Raw genomic sequence first — 17,588 nt, 5'->3', positions numbered from 1 at the left:
CCCCCCCCCCCCCCCCCCCCCCCCCCCCCCCCCCCGCTGCTCTAAGTCTTTGATTTGTCGCATTTTCTGCGACGAACCGGCATCCACTTCGTCGGAAAATGCTCTAGCGGACCCCCGATCCCATCCCCGGCCACCACGGAGGCCCCATGTCGATCACCCGCCCCACCGCCGAGCAGGTCGCCGCGCTCGCCGCCGGCCTCGGCATGACGCTCTCGCCCGACGAGGCCGTCGCCTACCGCGCCCTGATGGAGGGGGCGTTCGCGGCCTACGACATCGTCGATGCCGCGCCCGACGTCGTGCTGCCCGTGAAATACCCCCGCATGCCGGGCTACCGGCCGGGCCCCGACGAGAACCCGTACGGCGCGTGGTACTACAAGTCCGAGGTCAAGGGCGCGCCCTCGGGCAAGCTCGCGGGCAAGACCGTGGCGCTGAAGGACAACGTCGCGCTGGCGGGCGTGCCGATGATGAACGGGGCCGCGACGCTGGAGGGCTTCGTCCCCGCCACCGACGCCACCATCGTGACGCGCATGCTGGACGCGGGCGCGACCATCCTGGGCAAGGCGGTCTGCGAGCACTTCTGCCTGTCGGGCGGCAGCCATACCTCGGATCCCGGTCCCGTCCACAACCCGCACCGGATGGGCCACTCCGCCGGCGGCTCCTCTTCCGGCTCGGCGGCGCTGGTGGCCGCGGGCGAGGTCGACATGGCGATCGGCGGCGACCAGGGCGGCTCGATCCGCATCCCGGCCGCCTATTGCGGCGTCTACGGCCTCAAGCCCACGCACGGCCTCGTTCCCTACACGGGCATCATGCCGATCGAGACCACCATCGACCATACCGGGCCGATCACCGCGACGGTCGCCGACAACGCGCTGCTGCTGGAGGTGCTGGCGGGTGCCGACGGCCTCGATCCGCGCCAGTACGCGCCTCAGGTCTCGCGCTACACGGAGGCGGTCGGGCAGGGCGCGTCGGGCCTGCGGATCGGGCTGCTGCGCGAAGGCTTCGCCGCGCCGATCATGCAGGAGGCGGTGGCCGACGCGGTGCGCGCCGCGGCCGCGCGGTTCGAGGGACTCGGCGCCCGCGTCGAAGAAGTGTCGCTGCCCGAATACCCGCTCGCCGCCGCGATCTGGCAGCCGATCGCGCTGGAGGGTCTGACCCAGCAGATGATGCTCGGCAACGGCATGGGCTTCAACTGGAAGGGCGCCTACGACGTCGCGCTCCTCGACGCCCATTCGGCGTGGCGCGGCCGGGCCGACGACCTGTCGGAGACCCTGAAGATCTCCATGCTGATCGGGCAATGGGGCCTGACGCATTACCGCGGCCGCTACTACGCCAAGGCGCAGAACTTGGCGCGGCGGGTCAAGGCCGGGTTCGACGCCGCCTTCGCCACATACGACCTGCTGCTGTGCCCGACGCTGCCCTGCGTCGCCACCAAGCTGCCGGAGGCCGGCGCCCCGCTGGAGGAGGTGATCCTGCGCGCCTTCGAGATGGTGGCCTCCACCTGCCCGATGGACGTGACCGGCCATCCCTCGATGTCGGTCCCCTGCGGCCTCGTCGACGGCCTGCCGGTCGGCATGATGCTGACGGCGCGGGACTGGAACGAGGCGACGATCTATCGCGCCGCGGCGGCCTTCGAGGCCTCGGGAGACTGGAAGACCGTCTGACACCCGGCCGGCGGGTGAGCGTCCCCCGCCGGCCGCGGCACTCGCTTCCCATGCCGGCCGTTCGTCGGATAGGAGTTCGGCCCTGCGCGGAGCGGTGAGGGACGCATGGCGGGCACGGGCGAGGCGACGTGGCGGGTCGGGGTGCTCTTCTCCCGCAGCGGGGTGAGCGGCGTCACCGAGACCGAGCACTTCCTCGGCACCGCGCTGGCGATCGAGGAGATCAACACCGCCGGCGGCGTGCTCGGCCGCCCGATCGAGCCCATCTGCTACGACCCGGCCGGCGACAACGACGCCTATCGCGCGCTCGCCCGGCGGATGCTCGCCGAGGACGGGGTCGAGGTCGTCTTCGGCTGCTCGCTCTCGGCCAGCCGCAAATCCGTGCTCTCCACCATGGAACGGCACAACGGCCTGCTCTGGTACCCCTCGATCTACGAAGGGTTCGAGTATTCCGAGAACGTCATCTACACCGGCGCCACGCTGAACCAGAACGTCTTCGCGCTCGCGGATTTCCTGCTGCAGGAATACGGGACGCGGATCTTCATGGTCGGCTCGGACTACATCTATCCCCGCGAATCGAACCGCGTCATGCGCGACCTGATCGAGACGAAGGGCGGCACGATCGTGGGGGAGGTCTACGCACCGCTCGACGCCGACGACGAGGCCCATCGCGCGATGGTGGCCGAGATCCGGCGGGCGGACCCGGACGCCGTGTTCTCCACCGTGGTGGGGCGGGGGGCCGAGCGGCTCTACCGCGCCTACGCGGCGGCCGGGATCGACCGCGCCCGCTGCCCGATCGCGAGCCTCACCCTGGCGGAGGGCCAGATCCGGGAGATCGGTCCGGGCGACTGCGCCGGCCACGTGCTCGCGGCGCATTACTTCGAGCGCCTCGACAGCGACCAGAACCGCCGCTTCGTCTCCGCCTTCCAGGCCCGTTTCGGGGCCGAGCGGCCGACCAGCATGTGGTCGGAGAGCGCCTACGCGCAGGTGCACCTCTTCGCCCGCGCGCTCGCCGAGACCGGCACGCTCGACGCCGAGCGGCTGAGCGCGGCGGCGATGCGCCAGCGCTACGTCGCGCCGGAGGGCGAACTCGCCTTCGACGGCGAGACCCGGCACATCTGGCTCACTCCCGGCATCGGGGTGGCGCGCGCCGACGGGCAGTTCGACGTGGTCTGGCGTGCGCGCCGGCCGGTGCGGCCCGACCCCTACCTCGCGTGGTCCCGCTTCGAGATGAACTGGCTCGAGGAGGGCCTCAGCCCGTGAGCGCCCCGGCCCGCAAGATCCTGGACGACCTGCGGCGCGCGCGGGCGCTGGTCATCCATCCGCGCGACGAGGAGGGGGCCACGCTGGTCGACCAGCTCCGCCGCCTCGGCTGCGAGGTGACGGCGGCGTGGCCGCCGCCCGCCGGCCTGCCCCCGGACATCGACACGCTGTTCATCCAGCTCGACGACGCCGACGTCAGGCACCTCCTGCCCGCCATCGAGGAGACCGAGCCGGCCGTCGTCGCCATCGTGGCCTACGAGAGCCCGACCTCGCTCAAGGCCATCGCGGACGTCAACGCGCACGGCGTCCTGACGAAGCCGCTGCGGCCCCGCGGGGTGCTGACGCAGTTCGCGCTGGCCCGTTACCGGCGCGGCTACGAGGGCCGGCTGACGAGCAAGATCCACCGGCTCGAGGAGATCATGAAGGGGCGCCGCACCGTCGAGAAGGCGGTCCGGCTGCTCGTCGACCTCAACCGGATCGACGAGGACGCGGCCTACCGGCTGCTCCGGGACAGGGCCACCGCGGCGCGCGTGCCGATGCCGAGCGTCGCCGAGAGCGTGGTGGCGGCGCACGAGGCGATGAGCGGGCTCGGCCTGCGCATCGCGTTGGCCGAAAGGCCCTGATCCGGGCAGGGCCTGCCCGCATATTGGTCTTGCGGTCGATCGCCCGACGCGTATCGTAGGTCAGCGGGCAAGGTTGCCCAGCAGCACGCGTGCTGCATCACATCACGGCTTTGGAGCCTCTGGTCTGCGGAAAGATCTTCCGCGCCCAGGGGCTTTTTGCGTTTTGGAGCGATCATGATCCAGGCGAATGATCCCGCTCGCCCAGCCCTCAGGGTGTCCTGCATCCAGTTCGAGCCGGAGTTCGGCGCGGTCGAGGCGAACCTCGCCCGCTCGTCCGACCTCATCCGGGCCGCCGCCCGGGAGGGCAGCCGGCTGGTCGTGCTGCCGGAACTGGCCAATACCGGCTACGTGTTCGAGACCCCCGAGGAGGCGGCGTCCTTGGCCGAACCCGTGCCGGACGGGCCGTCCTCCCGCGCCTGGGGCCGGCTCGCCGCCGAACTCAAGATCCACATCGTGGCGGGGATCGCCGAGCGGGCGGGCGACCACCTCTACAACGCCGCCCTGATCACCGGGCCGAACGGCTTCATCGGCACCTACCGCAAGGCGCATCTCTGGCACCGGGAGAACGTCTTTTTCCGCAAGGGCGATCTCGGCTTCCCGGTGTTCGAGACCGCGCTCGGCAGGATCGGCATCGCGATCTGCTACGACGGCTGGTTTCCCGAGACCTTCCGCCAGATGGCGCTTCGCGGCGCGGAGATCGTCTGCATCCCCACCAACTGGGTGCCGATGCCGGACCAGCCCGAGGGCGAGGCCGCCATGGCCAACACGCTGCACCGCGCCGCCGCCCATTCGAACGGCATCTTCATCGCCTGCGCCGACCGCGTGGGCACCGAGCGCGGCCAGCCCTTCGAGGGCCAGAGCCTGATCATCGGCACCAAGGGCTGGCCGCTCGCCGGCCCTGCGAGCCGCGACCGCCCCGAGACCATCTCGGCGGTGATCGACCTCGCGGAGGCCGGCGCCAAGGACCTCAACGAGTTCAACTCGGTCCTGCGCGACCGCCGCACCGACCTCTACGCCTGACGCCCCGCATCCCCTCAGGACGCCATTTGCGAGGAGCCCTCACCATGCATCGTCACCTCGTCGGCGCGCTCGCCGCGCTCGCCCTCACGGCCTTCCCCGCCCTGGCAGCGGAGAAGCCGATCGTCATCGGCGTTCCGGTCGGCCTCTCGGGGGCCAACAGCGTCGTGGCGCCCTCCGTCGTGCAGTCGGCGGAGCTCGCGGTCGAGGAGATCAACGCGGGCGGCGGCGTGCTCGGCCGCAAGCTCGCCCTGGAGGTCGCCGACGACGCCTCCGGCGCGGCCGGCGCCCAGAAGGCCTTCGATTCCCTGATCTACCAGAAGAAGGTCGACGCCATCATCTCGATGGAGACGAGCGCGGCCCGCAATGCCGGGCTGCCCGCCGTCACCAAGGGCCGCGTGCCTTACATCTACACCTCGTTCTACGAGGGCCGGTCCTGCAACAAGAACCTGTTCGTGAACGGCTGGGTGCCGGAGCAGCAGGTGCCGCCGGTGATCGATGCCTTCGCGAAGGAGAAGGGCGCCAAGACCTACTTCCTGATCGGCAGCGACTACGCCTTCGGCCGCGGCATGCTCGCCTTCACGCGCAGCTACATCGAGAAGACCGGCGGCAAGGTGGTGGGCGAGGAATACCTGCCGATGGACGGCAGCGACTGGACCGCCATCATCTCCAAGCTGAAGGAGGCCAAGCCGGACGCGCTGATCACCTCCACGGCCGGCGGCGCCCCGAACGTCACGCTGACCAAGCAGCTGCGCGGCGCGGGCGTGTCGCTGCCCTACGCCAACCTCGCGGTCGACGAGGGCACGGCCAAGAACATGGGTGCGGACGCGGAGGGCATCTATCTCTCGGCCTCCTACGTCACCGGCATCGACAGCCCGCAGAACAAGGCCTTCCTCGCCGCGATGGAGAAGAAGTTCGGCACCGGCATGCGCACGCCGAACGACCTCTCGGTGCCGCAATACGAGGCGATCTACCTCTACAAGGCCGCCGTCGAGAAGGCGGGCAGCACCGAGGCCGCCAAGGTGCTGGAGGCGCTGCCGACCGTGAGCGCCACCGGTCCCCGCGGCACGATCCGCATCAGCAAGCAGCACCACGCGCCCCTGACGATGTATCTCGGCCAGGTTCAGCGCGACGGCTCGGTCAAGGTCGTCGGGACCTTCAAGGACGTCGATCCGGGCGAGCAGTGCCCCAAGCTGAACTGATGCGAGACCCGGACGATCAGTTCGGATCTCGCATCAGCCAGCCCGCGCGGCGCTTGAGCGAAGCCGAAATCCGCATCGCGAAGCGATCAATCGGATTTCGTATGACGCAGCCGGGGCGGCGCCCGTACGGCCCGTGACCCCGGCGCCGGATCCCGCACGCGCGCCCGGCCCGCCGGCCGGGCGTCATCCCACCCGGGAGGCACGATGCTGCTCATCCTCGACATCCTGACGACCGCCGCGATCCTCTTCGTGGTGGCGATCGGCCTGCTCGCGGTCTTCGGCGTGCTGAAGATCATCAACTTCGCGCATGGCGCGTGGCTCACCATCGGCGCCTACTGCGCGGTGGTGACGATCAAGCTCGGGCTGAACCCCTGGGCCGCGCTGCCGCTCGCCTTCGCGGTCGGCGCAAGCCTCGGCGGGCTGGCCGAACTCTTCATCATCCGCCCGCTCTACCGCCGGCCGCTCGACGCGATCCTCGCCACCTGGGGCCTCGGCATCATCATCGGCCAGCTCATCACCCTGGGCTTCGGCCGCGACGTCCAGCTCACCCCGAACCTCCTGTCCGGCACCGTCGCGGTCATGGGCGTCGAGTACTCCGCCTACCGCCTCGTCGCGCTCGCCGCCGCGCTCGTCATCGGCGCGGCCTTCGCGCTCACCATCGAGCGCACCCGCCTCGGGCTCTCCGCGCGGGCGGTGATCATGAACGAGACCCTGGCGCGGGGCCTCGGCATCGACACCGCGCGCGTGCGCCTCGTCATCTTCATGATCGGGGCCGGCCTCGCCGCGCTCGCGGGCGTCCTCCTCACGCCGCTCACCAGCGTCGACCCGAACATGGGCGTCGGCTGGCTGATCGGGGCCTTCATGCTCGTCATGGTGGCGGACGCCTCGTTCCTCGCGCTCGCCGCCGCCTGCCTCGTCTTCGGGACGGCGCAGGTGCTCGTCAGCACCTTCGTCAGCCCCATCCTGGGCAGCATCGCCATCGCGGTGCTCGCCGCCCTCGTGCTGCGCATCAGCCCGAAAGGTTTCTCCCGTGCCTGACACCCTCCCGGCCGCCGCGCTCGCGGCGGGCGCGGGCGAGCGCCCCCGCCTCTCGCGCGCGGCCCCGTTCGTCGTCGCGGCGCTCGGCGCCGCGGCGCTGTGGGTCGCACCGCTCGTCCTCGACACCTTCGCGGTCAACGTGCTGACCCGCTCGATGATCTACGCGGTGCTCGCCGTCACGGTCGACCTGCTGTGGGGATTCGCCGGCATCCTCACCTTCGGGCAGGCCGCGTTCTTCGGCGTCGGCGCCTACGCCACCGCGATGCTGCTGACCGCCCATGGCGCGGCGCCGCACTGGATCGCGGCGGCGGCCGGGCTCGCCGTCGCCGCCCCGGCGCTGCTCGGCCTCGCGGTCGGCTGGCTGTCCTTCTACCACCGCTCGACCGCGCTCTACGCCTCGGTGATCTCGCTCGTCGTGCCGATCGTGGTGACGCAGCTGATTTATTCCGGCGGCGAGTGGACCGGCTCCAGCAGCGGCCTCGTCGGCTTCGACGTCCTGCCCCTCGACATCGAGGGCTTCTTCCGTCTCGCCGCCCTGTTTCTCGTCGCCGTCACCCTGGCGGCCTGGATCTTCGTGCGCTCGGATGCCGGGTGCGCGCTCGTGGCGGTGCGGGACAACGAGGCGCGCTGCGCCTATCTCGGCCTGAACCCCCGGCGCCTGCAGATCCTGCTCACCACCGTGCTGGCGGGGGTGGCGGGGCTCGCGGGCTTCCTGTTCGCCAACGCCTCGGCGGTGGTCGCGCCGGAGAATGCCGGCTTCCTGTTCGGGACCGAACTGGTGATCTGGGTCGCGCTCGGCGGGCGCGGGACGCTGCTCGGTCCGGTCCTCGGGACGATCGGGATCGACTACCTCGCGGCGAGTCTCTCGGGCGACCTGCCGTTCCTCTGGCAGCTCCTGCTCGGAACCGCCTTCGTCGCCATCATCATCCTGCTGCCGGGCGGCCTCGCCGAACTGGCCCGCCGCGCCTTCGCGGCGCTGCCGCTCGGGCCGCGGACCGCCGCCGTCCCGCGCCTCGCCCCGCGTCCCTCCCACGCCGCCGCGCGGACGGACGCGCCCCTCCTCACCGTCCGGGGCCTCGCCAAGTCCTACGGCAGCCTCACGGTGCTGGAGGCCATCGACTTCACCATCCGGGCCGGCGAACTCGTCAGCCTCGTCGGCCCGAACGGGGCCGGCAAGACGACGCTGATGCGCTGCCTCAGCGACGGCACCGAGCCCTTCCGGGGCGCCGTCGCGGTGGGCGGCGTGCCGACGACCGGGCTGACGCCGAACCGGGTCGCCGCCCTCGGCGTCGGGCGCAAGTTCCAGGTCGCGAGCGTGTTCGAGAGCCTGTCGGTGGCGGATTGCCTGCGGCTCGCCCGCGCCTCCCACGAGGCCTTGAGCCCGGTGGCGCGCGCCGGGACGCTCGGCCTGCCGCAGGCCGCGCTCGACATCCTGCGGATGACGGGGCTCGACCACCTGCTGGCGCAACCGGCCCGCCTGCTCTCGCACGGCCAGAAGCAGGCGCTCGAACTCGCCATGGTGGTGGCGCTGGAGCCGCGGCTGATCCTGCTCGACGAGCCCACCGCCGGCCTGACCAAGGCCGAGCGCACCACCATCGGGACGGTGCTGAAGACTCTGACCAACGATCTCGGCATCGCGGTGGTCCTGGTCGAGCACGACCTCGACTTCGTGCGCGAGATCTCCTCGCGCATCGTGGTGCTGCACCAGGGCCGGCTCGTTCTCGACGGAACCGTCGAGGACGTGGTCGGGTCCGATCTCGTGCGGACGATCTACGCGGGAGGCGTCCATGTCTGAGGCAGCGGGTGCCGCCCTCGTCCTCGATGGCGTGTCGAGCGGCTACGGCGCCGTCTCGATCGTCAAGGGAGTGTCGCTCTCCGTGGCGCCGGGCGAGATCGTCGCGCTGCTCGGCAAGAACGGCATGGGCAAGACCACGCTCCTGAAGACGATCCTGGGGCTGGTCGCGCTGCGCGGCGGCTCGATCGCCATCGACGGGCACTCCGTCGCGGGCCTGTCGCCGGCCAAGCTCGTGGCGCTCGGGGTCGGCTACGCCCCGCAGGAGCAGCCCCTGTTCCAGGACCTCTCGATCCGCGACAACCTGCGCCTCGCGCTCGCCTCGGACCGGCTGCTGCCGGAGGCGCTCGACCGCGTGTTCGGGCACTTCCCGTTCCTGAAGGACCGGCTCGCCCAGCGCGCCGGCACGCTCTCGGGCGGCGAGCAGAAGATGCTGATCCTCGCGCGCGCCCTGATGCTGCGCCCGCGGCTGCTCCTGATCGACGAGATCTCCGAGGGATTGCAGCCCTCGGTGGTGGAGCGCATCGCCGCGGCCCTCGGTGCCGAGCGGGCCGACACCGGCGCCAGCATGCTGATCGTCGAGCAGAACCTCGGCTTCGCCCTCACGGTCGCGGACCGCTGGGCTGCGCTCAAGCTCGGCGAGATCGACGACGAAGGGCCGGTCGACGGGGATGCGCGCGCGCGCGCCCTCGGTCACCTGAGCGTCTGAGCCCGAATGGCAAGCCGCATCGTCCCCTGTTCCCGGCACGGCTCCGTCAAGCTCCTGCGACCGCAGCACTTCTGAGCTCCGGGTCTCCCGGCTGACCGACGGGAGGCCGGACAGGCCCGCTCCGCGCCCGAGCCGATTCCTCTTGATCGCACCGTCCACATCCGCTCCACCGAGCGTTCCCTTCGACCACGGGAGGCACCGGCCTTTGATACCCTGGGTTCACCTCGACACCGCCGTCATCCCCGGCGAGCGCGAGCCGATGCGCCTCATGCAGCGCGGCAGCGAGTACACGATCTGCGTCGGCACGATCGAGCTGATGAACAATCGGTCCAACAGCTCGGAGGTGGCCCTGGCGTCCCTCACCTGCGCCCGCCTCAAGGACCGCCCGAAGGCCAGGGTGCTGATCGGCGGGCTGGGCATGGGCTTCACCTTGCGCGCCGCGCTCGACGCGCTCGGACCGGATGCGCGGGTCGTGGTCGCCGAACTGGTGCCGGCGGTCGTGGCCTGGGCCCGCGGCCCGCTGGCCCACATCTTCGCCGGAAGCCTGGACGATCCGCGGGTCGAGGTCCGGGAGGACGACGTCAAGCGCGTGATCCAGCAGGTGCCGGCCTGCTACGACGCCATCCTGCTCGACGTCGACAACGGCCCCGAGGGGCTGACCCGCCTGGAGAACGACCGGCTCTACGACGAGTGGGGCCTGAAGCGCGCCCGGTACGCGCTTCGCCCCAACGGCATCCTGGCCGTGTGGTCCGGCGGACCGGACCGCAAGTTCAAGGCGCGCCTGCGCAACATGGGGTTTTCGGTCGACGAGGTCCGCGTCCACGCGAACGGACGGAAAGGCCGCCGCCACGTCCTCTGGCTCGCCACGCACGCCGATGCGCGAGACAATCCCTGGGCCGCGGCGGGACCCCGGCAGGCCGGGCGGGCGTCCTGACGCGCCACCTTGGCTCACGCGCGAGGGGGCGGCGGCGCTCCCGCGGCGAGGCCGGAGGATCGGGTCCGGCGGCCCGCCCGCTCGCGCACCTCAGGGGAGGGGATCAGGATCCGCCGCATCCTCGCCCGATCGGGAGGCTTCGGGAAACCCGGAGCGATCGACGGGGTGCGATCGTGGCCATCCGGCGACATTCGGTTTGTCAGCTTCGCCGGACGATTGGTATAGCAGGCGCCCCGCCTCGTCGCTGCATGGGTCCCGATGAACGTCGTCCGTTCGGCACGGCTGTGGTTCAAGAGCGGCACGTCCGACAAGATCTACGAGGTCGATCTCGTCGAGAACGACGGGCTCGCCGGCGAAGCGCGGTTCCTCGTCAACATCCGCTATGGGCGACGCGGCGCCACGCTGCGCGAGGGCACCAAGACCACGAGCCCGGCACCGCGCGAGGCCGCCGACCGGATCTTCGACAGCGTCGTCGTCGCCAAGGTCAACGAGGGCTATCGCAGGGCCGGCGAGCCGGACGCCCTGCCGGAGGGTGATGCGGACGGACCGGCCGGCGGCCGCGAGCGCGCGCTCGTCGCCCGGCTCGGCGCCAGCCTGCGCTCGCCCCGCCCCGCGACGGATCTCGACCGGCTGCTCTGGCGGATCGGCGAGGTGCGGGTCCGCGCGGCCACGCCCGACCTCCTCGAACTGGCGCGGCGGACCGACCGCGAGGCGAGCTATTCGCTGGTCTTCGCCCTGGCGCGCGCGGGCGGCGCCGAGGCCGCGCCGGCCCTGCGGACCATCGCCGAGACGGCCGCCAGCCGGCTCGTCGGCGACCTCGCGGGCTTCGCGCTCGCCTCGCCGCTCATGGGCGCGGCCCGGGAGGCGGTTCCGCTCGCGGGGCCGGATGCGCTGGCGCGCGCGGCCGCGGCGCACGATGCCGACCGCATGGCCGGCGCCCTCGCCGAAATGGCCGCCCCGGGGCCCGCCCTCGTCGCGCTGGCGCGGGCGGCCCAGGGCGACGCGGCCTTGCGGGAGGCGCTCGCCGCCGTCATCCGGCGGCTGCCCGCGCGCCCGCCCTACCTGATCGGCCTGCGCCGGATCTACAAGTACGCGGAGATGGCGGACGACGCGGTGCTCTTCGCGGCGACGGCGCACCGCTTCGAGACCGCGACGCCGATGTACCGGGCCAAGCAGGTCTATCGCGGGCAGGTCTACGTCCCGGAACTGCGGCGGCGCGTCCTGCTCGCGGAGGTCCAGGGCCGGGACGACGCGCCGGTCGGCCTCGCGGATGCGACCCTGCACTACCTCAAGCGCCGCATCTGGCGCACCCTGCGCAAGCGCGGCGAACTCGGCGACCCGAGCTTCGCGGACCTCGCCGCCGCCTACCTGCTGACGCTCGGGGAGGCCGACCTCGCTCCGCCCGCGACCTGGACGCATTTCGTGCGGCAGGCCGGGGGCACGTGGTCGCGCGAGCAGCGGGCCTCCGGCCCCCTCGCCAGGAACTGGACGGCGAGCCAGGTGCTCCAGCGCAACGATCCCCGCGCGCGGCCGCGCCCCGGCAGCCTCAGCTTCGCGGAGCTGCCCTCCGCCCCCGCGGCGAGCCGGCCCGAGGCCTTCCCGGATCTGTGGCAGGCACGGCCGGATCTCGGCCTGCGGCTCGCCGGGCAGAGCCCGATCCGGCCGGTGGCGAGCTTGGGCGTGCGGGTGCTCCAGGCCGATCCCGCCTTCGTGGCCGGACTCACCGTCGGCGAACTCGGCGCGCTGCTGATCGCCCGCCATGCCGAGGTGCAGCGGCTCGGCTTCGAGGAGGCGCGCGACCGCCTCGCGCGCGGTGCGGCCGACGAGGACCTGCTCGCGGTGCTGCTGCGGGCCGACCTCGCCGAGGCGCGCCGCCTCGCGGCGGAGCGGATCACCCGCGAGCCGGGCCTGCCCTGGTCGAGCCCGGCCCTCGCCTTCGCGGCCCTGACGGCCGCGCATGCCGACCTCGCCGACCCCATCCTCGGCTGGGCCCGCGAGCGCCCGCTCGCCGCCGATCTCTCGCGGACGCTGGCGGACCAGCTCGTCGCGTGGCTGCTGGCGATTCCCGAGGCGCCGAGCGAGGCGGAGATCGCCGTCATCCGCCTCGTGCGCGCCCGCCTTCGGCACCTCTGGCCCGCCGGCTCCCTGCCGCTCGCGGACGCGGACCTGCGGCGGCTCATGGGCCACCGCGCGCCTGCCGTCACCGCCGCCGCCATCGACATCCTCGGCCGTACGGGAATCGATCCGGCCGGCCTGCCGGACGGCACCTGGCGCGACCTTCTGGGCTCGCCCTCCGAGGATGTGCAGGAAGCGGCCCTCACCCTGTTCGGCGGCCTCGGCGACGAGGCGCTGGCGCGCCACGCGCCGCTCGTCCTCGCCTTCGCCACCTCCGGCGCGACGCGGCTGCGCCGCGCCTCGCGCCCGCTCGTCGCCCGGATCGCCGCGCGCGAGCCCGCCATCGCCGACAGGCTGGCGCGCGACCTGATCGACACCCTGTTCGCGACCGCGCCGGACGACGATTACCCGGCCGACATCGTCGCGCTGCTGCGCGAGGCGATGCCGGCGCAGCTCGCCGCGCTCGATGCCGGCATGGTCTGGCGCCTGCTCCAGGCCCGGGCCAAGGGCGCGCAGCAGCTCGGCGCCGCGCTGCTGGAGGACCGGAGCGCCGACACCTTCTCGGTCCGGCAGATCGCCCGGCTCGGCCACCACCCGCATCGCAGCGTCCGGCACTGGGCCATGGCCGCCTTCGAGGGCGCACCCGGGCGCTTCCAGGGCGAGGCCCCGGATGCGGTGCTGCTCGTCGAGTCGGAATGGCCCGAGGTCCACGCCTTCGCCCGCCGCCACTTCGACGGCTGGCCGCCGGAGGTCTGGACGCCGGCCACGCTCGCGGTCGTCACCGACAGCGTGAAGCCGGAGGTGCTGGCCTTCGCCCGCCACCTCCTGCGCAGCCGCCTGCGGCCCGAGGATGCCGAGGCGCAACTGACCCGCCTGCTCGAACATCCCGCCCAGTCGATGCATCTCCTCGTCACCGAGATGCTGATCGGACAGGTGCAGTCCGACGAGGCTTTCGCGGCGCTGCTGCCGCTCGCCCGCATCGTCATGCTGCAGGTGCTCAAGGGCCGCGTCGCCAAGGACCGGATGGCCGCTTTTCTGAGAACCGAGGCCCTGCGCGACCGCGACCGCGCCGAGGCGGTGCTGCCGCTCCTGTCGGACCTGACCCTGTCGGGCACCGCCCGCGACCGCACGCAGGCGGTGCTGGCGCTGCGCGACATCACGCAGGCCCATCCCGGCCTCGCCGCCGCCGCGCCCCTGCCGATCGCTCCCGTCGCTCCGCGCCGCCGAACCGGACGAGCCGCCTGATGAACTTCGTCCATCGCTATTTCGGCGAGACCCGCGCCGCGTCCGACGCCGCCTCGACGCTGCTGGGCTTCGCGCCCGACACCCTGCGCGAGCCGACCTACTTCGTCGGCCGCGTCGCCCGGCACCTGCCGTTCCGGGAGGCGATCTCGGCGCTGCACCACGTCGTCGTCTCGGACCTGCGCTTCAAGCCGAAGGACCGGACCGCCTATTTCGAGTGGCTGAAGGCGCACGAGCAGGAACTGCTGGCCGAGGCTCTGGCCAGCCGCGACGACGCCAAGGCGCGCATCGAGGCCCTGCGCCAGGAGATGAACGACATCAACGCGCGCTCCAGCGCCCTGATGAGCCCGTTCTACAAGGCGCGCCAGCGCTACTTCGACTGGCTCTACCGCGCCGACCGCGACGCCTGGATCGTTCTCGATCCGGTGATCACGGTGCATCCGGACGAGGTGTTCTTCGAGTGCTTCAGCCTCGACGAATCGACCTACGGCCGCCTGTCCTGCGACCACGACGTGTTCGAGCGCATCGAGGAGATGGCCTGCGGCACCACGAACATCGACTACAGCCACGCGCTCTACGACGAGTTCCAGAAAATCCGCAGCTACCGCGACACGACCCTGTCGATCGACCCGACCGGCTTCGAGGTGCAGACCACGGGCGAGGCCGCCTACCGCGAGGACAAGATCGAGCTGCCCGACAGCTGGATGCGCGGCTTCCTGCAGGTGTCGAGCGCCATGGCCCAGCCGGCCCACGTCGTCGACCTCCACCCGGTCGACATGCACGCGATCCTCACGCGGCTTGCCGCCCGGAAGGAGCGGCACGGGCCGCGCTCGCTGCGCTTCCTGCTGGAGCCGGGCGAGCCGGTGAGCGTGCTGATCGAGCCCTGGGGCGAGCGCCTGACCTTCCGGCGCTCGGTCTATCGCGGCGGCAGCCCGGCCGAGATCCGGCTCTGGGGACGGCGCCGCCTCGCCATCCTGGCGCGGGCGCTGCCGCTCGCGCGATCCGTGCGGCTGCACCTGCTGGGCACCGGCCTGCCGGCCTTCGCGGTGGTCGATTTCGGAGGCCTGCGCTTCACCCTCGGCCTGTCGGGCTGGACCGCCAACGACTGGTCGCGCGCCGGCCAGTTCGATCTCCTGGCGCCCCGCACCCAGGTGGATGAGGTCAGCGCCGAGCGCGTCTTCGCGGCCCTGCGCCGGCAGCATGTCGCCAGCGTCGCGGGCTTGAGCGCCGAGACCGGCCTCGACCGCGCCCTCGTGGCCGGGGCGCTGGGCCTCTACGTCCAGAACGGCCGCGCCATGTTCGACCTCGACAAGGGAGTCTACCGCCTGCGCGAGCTGACCCGCGAGCCGCTGGCCCCGGGCGCGCTGCGCTTCGCCTCCGAGCAGGAGGAGAAGGCGGACCGCTTCATCGCGGCGCGCCTCGTCACCATCGCCTCGACGAACCGGCGCGAGGGCCGCCGGATCATCGACGGCGAGGTGCTCGACGACGGCAAGGTGCGGCACCCGATGATCGCCCTCGATGCCGACGACCGGCTGGTGGAGGCGCGCTGCGATTGCGGGTTCTACGGGCACAACAAGCTGATGCGGGGACCCTGCGAGCACATGCTGGCCCTGCGCCGGATCTTCCACGTGCAGGTCGAGGGGAGGGCGGCGTGACGAGCCCGTCCCTGCAGCCGTCTCCCCTGGCGCGCGCCCATCCCGGGGCGGCCCTCGCGGGAAGACTCCGGCCCGCATGGCGCTCCCCGGTCGAGGATCGGAGGATGAGGAGCAGGCAAGCCTTGCCTTCGCCCGCCCCCACCCGTAACCCTGAGGGGACGAGGGACGCGGGCTGGACAGGACCTTGCAACCCGGGCGGCGCTTCGCCGTCCCTGCATCCTGCCCTGCAATGCGCCACTGGCCCGGTCTTCACTGGGGGACCCCAGGCCCCTGGTGCGGATTTTCAGTTTGGGTTCCTTGAACCCAAATCCGCACCAGGGGCCGGGGTCCCTTCGAGTGGACCGCGCCAGTCCTCAGATGAGACGAAGGCCGACCGGCCCGCGTCCCTCGGACTTCCCGGCCGATGCCGGGCGGAGGCGCGGCCATGACCGTGCGGCCCGGCAGCCTGACGCAGCAGCAGCTCTACGACCGCATCCGGGACTCGTCGAAGGACGAGGTCATCCTCGAAGAAATGATCCGCCTCGGCTTCTGGCCCGGCGACGAGGCGCAGCCCGATCTTCCCGCCGCACTGATCAAGCGGCGCGGCGACATCCAGCGCGAGATCGCCGACCTCCACGCGCAGGAGCGGCTCTGGCGCGACCCCGAGACGGCGCTCAAGGCGATGCACAAGCGCCGCAAGAAGGAGGCGCTGGCCCGACGCAAGGAGACGAAGCTCCGTCACGCGCGGGGCCGTCACGACCGGGCGCTCGCCTGGCACGCGCGGCGCGACCGCGAGGTGCTCTTCCTCGGCCCGGAGGTCTCGGCCGGCCTGCATTCCCACGCGGCGGCGACGCCGCTCAAGCCCGGCCTGCCGGACCTCGCCAGCCCCAGGGCGCTGGCCGACGCGATCGGCATTCCGCTGGCCGAACTGCGCTTCCTCGCCTACGACCGCGCGCTCTCGCGCATCAGCCACTACCAGCGCTTCACCCTGCCGAAGAAGACCGGCGGCGAGCGGCTGATCTCGGCCCCGATGCCGCGCCTCAAGCGCGCGCAGTACTGGGTGCTCGACGCGATCCTCGGCAAGGTGCCGGTGCACGAGGCGGCGCACGGCTTCGTGCCGGGCCGCTCGATCCTGACCAATGCCCGGGCACATGTCGGCCGCGAGGTCGTGGTCAACCTCGACCTCAAGGACTTCTTCCCGACCCTCACCTTCCGGCGCGTGAAGGGCAAGTTCCGCGGTCTCGGCTACCCGGAATCGGTCGCCACGGTGCTGGCGCTGCTCTGCACGGAGCCGGATGTCGACGAGCTGGACCTCAACGGCGAGCGCCTTTTCGCCGCCAGAGGCCCACGGCGCCTGCCGCAGGGGGCGCCGACGAGCCCGATGCTGACGAACCTCGTCTGCACGCGGCTCGATGCGCGGCTCGCCGCGCTGGCCGGCTCGCTCGGCTTCACCTACACGCGCTACGCCGACGACATGACCTTCTCGGCCTCGGGGGAGGGCGCCGCCAAGGTCTCGGCCCTGCTGCGCTACGCCGGCGAGATCGTGGCCGCCGAGGGCTTCACGGTCCATCCGGACAAGACCCGCGTCATGCGCCGCGGGCGCCGCCAGGAGGTCACGGGCCTCACGGTCAACGAGCGCGTGGCCGTGCCGCGCGACACCTTGCGCCGCTTCCGCGCGCTGCTGCACCAGATCGACACGGGCGGCCCCGAGGGCCGGCGCTGGGGCGCCGCCCGCGACGTCTTCGACGCCGCGCTCGGCTTCGCGTTCTTCGTCCGCATGGTGAGCCCGGCCATCGGCGACCCGCTGGTCACCGAGGTCCGCAGCCTCCAGGCCCGGTACGGGCGGACGGAGAAGCCCGTCCCGCCGGCGCCCGCGTTCCGCGCGCGGGCCGGGCGCGGCGAGACGCCCCTGGCACGCTGGTGGAGCCCATCCGAGCGCCCGGCCCCGGCGCCGGACCCGATCCTGATCGAACCGCCGAGACCCGATGCGGGCGCCGCGCCCGCGGCGTCCCGCAGCGCGCTCGGCGCCGCCGCGGGTGCGCGAGGGCCGGCCGACCATGGCGACGTCCGGGATCGCGCACCGGTCGACCGGCGCCACGGCCTCGGTCAGCCGGCCGGCCCGACCGGCCTCCATCCGGGCGGAGCGTCCCGGCTGGTCAAGATCGCGGGCGGCCTGATCCTGCTCGGCCTCGCCTTCGGGATCTCCCCCGGGCTCGCGGTATTCGGGTTGCTCTTCTGGATCGGCTACTCCGCCGCCACCTTCTTCCGCAGGCGCTGACGCGGCGAAGGATCGGCGAGCCGGTCCCCCGGCGGTCGGCCTGCCCGAGGGGGCGGGAGGGCAGGCCGACCGCTTCTCGCGGG

At 72.4% G+C, this 17,588-nt stretch carries 12 protein-coding genes; all 12 read left to right on the top strand.

Translation table 11 applies throughout. The features are described from left to right. Positions 1-146 precede the first annotated feature (146 nt). On the top strand, positions 147-1,661 hold the full coding sequence (locus ACKUB9_RS10610) for an amidase (RefSeq protein WP_407521312.1): 1,515 nt from the start codon (positions 147-149) through the stop codon (positions 1,659-1,661). Between the two features lie 105 nt (positions 1,662-1,766). Next, a complete protein-coding gene (locus ACKUB9_RS10605; RefSeq protein WP_407521314.1) occupies positions 1,767-2,921 on the top strand; it encodes a transporter substrate-binding domain-containing protein in 1,155 nt (384 codons plus the stop codon). Next, positions 2,918-3,544: an ANTAR domain-containing response regulator gene (locus ACKUB9_RS10600; RefSeq protein ID WP_407521316.1), complete on the top strand. Its 627-nt coding sequence runs from the start codon at positions 2,918-2,920 to the stop codon at positions 3,542-3,544. The genes ACKUB9_RS10605 and ACKUB9_RS10600 overlap by 4 nt, the downstream gene beginning before the upstream one ends. Positions 3,545-3,718: 174 nt before the next feature. After that, positions 3,719-4,564, top strand: coding sequence for a nitrilase family protein (locus ACKUB9_RS10595; protein ID WP_407521318.1), 846 nt, complete (start codon positions 3,719-3,721; stop codon positions 4,562-4,564). A gap of 44 nt (positions 4,565-4,608) precedes the next feature. Continuing rightward, the gene (locus ACKUB9_RS10590) at positions 4,609-5,763 is read left to right on the top strand and encodes a substrate-binding protein (RefSeq protein WP_407521320.1); all 1,155 of its coding nucleotides are present in this window, start codon (positions 4,609-4,611) and stop codon (positions 5,761-5,763) included. Positions 5,764-5,967: 204 nt separating this feature from the next. Beyond that, complete coding sequence (locus tag ACKUB9_RS10585) at positions 5,968-6,801, top strand: branched-chain amino acid ABC transporter permease (protein ID WP_407521322.1); 834 nt, start codon at positions 5,968-5,970, stop codon at positions 6,799-6,801. Further along, positions 6,794-8,596 carry a branched-chain amino acid ABC transporter ATP-binding protein/permease gene (locus tag ACKUB9_RS10580; protein ID WP_407521325.1) on the top strand — a complete coding sequence of 601 codons (1,803 nt, stop codon included), beginning with the start codon at positions 6,794-6,796 and terminating at the stop codon, positions 8,594-8,596. The genes ACKUB9_RS10585 and ACKUB9_RS10580 overlap by 8 nt, the downstream gene beginning before the upstream one ends. Next, complete coding sequence (locus tag ACKUB9_RS10575; RefSeq protein ID WP_407521327.1) at positions 8,589-9,302, top strand: ABC transporter ATP-binding protein; 714 nt, start codon at positions 8,589-8,591, stop codon at positions 9,300-9,302. The genes ACKUB9_RS10580 and ACKUB9_RS10575 overlap by 8 nt, the downstream gene beginning before the upstream one ends. Before the next feature lie 259 nt (positions 9,303-9,561). Beyond that, entirely contained in the window at positions 9,562-10,236 is a 675-nt protein-coding gene (locus ACKUB9_RS10570; protein WP_407521645.1) for a spermidine synthase, read from the top strand. Positions 10,237-10,494: 258 nt separating this feature from the next. Continuing rightward, entirely contained in the window at positions 10,495-13,596 is a 3,102-nt protein-coding gene (locus tag ACKUB9_RS10565) for a hypothetical protein (protein ID WP_407521329.1), read from the top strand. Beyond that, a complete protein-coding gene (locus tag ACKUB9_RS10560; protein ID WP_407521331.1) occupies positions 13,596-15,248 on the top strand; it encodes an SWIM zinc finger family protein in 1,653 nt (550 codons plus the stop codon). The genes ACKUB9_RS10565 and ACKUB9_RS10560 overlap by 1 nt, the downstream gene beginning before the upstream one ends. A 424-nt stretch (positions 15,249-15,672) precedes the next feature. Further along, the gene (locus tag ACKUB9_RS10555; protein WP_407521333.1) at positions 15,673-17,505 is read left to right on the top strand and encodes a reverse transcriptase family protein; all 1,833 of its coding nucleotides are present in this window, start codon (positions 15,673-15,675) and stop codon (positions 17,503-17,505) included. Positions 17,506-17,588: the final 83 nt, after the last annotated feature.

The organism is Methylobacterium oryzisoli, from assembly GCF_046557895.1.
Taxonomy (GTDB): domain Bacteria; phylum Pseudomonadota; class Alphaproteobacteria; order Rhizobiales; family Beijerinckiaceae; genus Methylobacterium; species Methylobacterium oryzisoli.
The sequence above is the reverse complement of the archived record's forward strand: the minus strand, read 5'-3'. Positions and strand labels throughout refer to the sequence as shown.